Annotated in this window: 1 protein-coding gene; it reads left to right on the forward strand. The window is 58.1% G+C overall.

The features are described from left to right. Positions 1–1163, forward strand: a 1163-nt coding sequence (locus Q0796_RS18030) for a VCBS domain-containing protein (RefSeq protein WP_298445875.1), incomplete at both ends; no start/stop codon positions are given.

A 1163-nucleotide genomic window follows, 5' to 3' on the forward strand; every position in this document is an offset into this window, starting at 1 on the left:
ACCGTCGATGCGCTGACTTTGGGTCAGGAAGAAGTTCGTGAGTTCACCGTTACCTTAAGTGACGGCAGCACCACCACGGTGACCATCACCATTACTGGTACCGACGATCTGCCAATTATTTCGGACGCCGAAGATGCGGTTACTGAGGGCGACTTAACTCCAGTCACCGGCACCCTGACCGCCACCGACGCCGACAACCCAGACTTGGCCTTCAACGCCAACACCATCGACGATCCTTACGGCACCTTCGTGGTCAACGCCGACGGCAGCTGGACCTTCGACTTGGCCGACAACGACACCGTTGATGCGCTGACTTTGGGTCAGGAAGAGATCCGTGAATTCACCGTGACCTTGAGTGACGGCAGCACCACCACCGTCACCATCACCATTACCGGTACCGACGATCTGCCGGTGATCTCCAGCGATGCCGACCGCATCACCGAAGGGGATAGCGCCATCCTCGATGGCACTCTGACCGCAAGCGATGCCGACAACCCAGACTTGGCCTTCAACGCCAACACCATCAACGATCCTTACGGCACCTTCGTGGTCAACGCCGACGGCAGCTGGACCTTCGACCTAGCCGACAACGACACCGTTGATGCACTGACTTTGGGTCAGGAAGAAGTTCGTGAGTTCACCGTGACCTTAAGTGACGGCAGCACCACCACCGTCACCATCACCATTACCGGTACCGACGATCTGCCAATTATTTCGGACGCCGAAGATGCGGTTACTGAGGGCGACTTAACTCCAGTCACCGGCACCCTGATCGCCACCGACGCCGACAACCCAGACTTGGCCTTCAACGCCAACACCATCGACGATGCTTATGGCACCTTCGTGGTCAACGCCGACGGCAGCTGGACCTTCGACCTAGCCAACAACGCCACCGTTGATGCGCTGACTTTGGGTCAGGAAGAGATCCGTGAATTCACCGTTACCTTAAGTGACGGCAGCACCACCACGGTGACCATCACCATTACTGGTACCGACGATCTGCCGGAAATTTCCAGCGACGCCGACCGCATCACCGAAGGGGATAGCGCCATCCTCGATGGCACCCTGATCGCCACCGACGCCGATAACCCAGATTTGGCCTTCAACGCCAACACCATCGACGATCCTTACGGCACCTTCGTGGTCAACGCCGACGGCAGCTG

Source organism: uncultured Ferrimonas sp., assembly GCF_947489035.1.
In the GTDB taxonomy this organism is placed as follows: domain Bacteria; phylum Pseudomonadota; class Gammaproteobacteria; order Enterobacterales; family Shewanellaceae; genus Ferrimonas.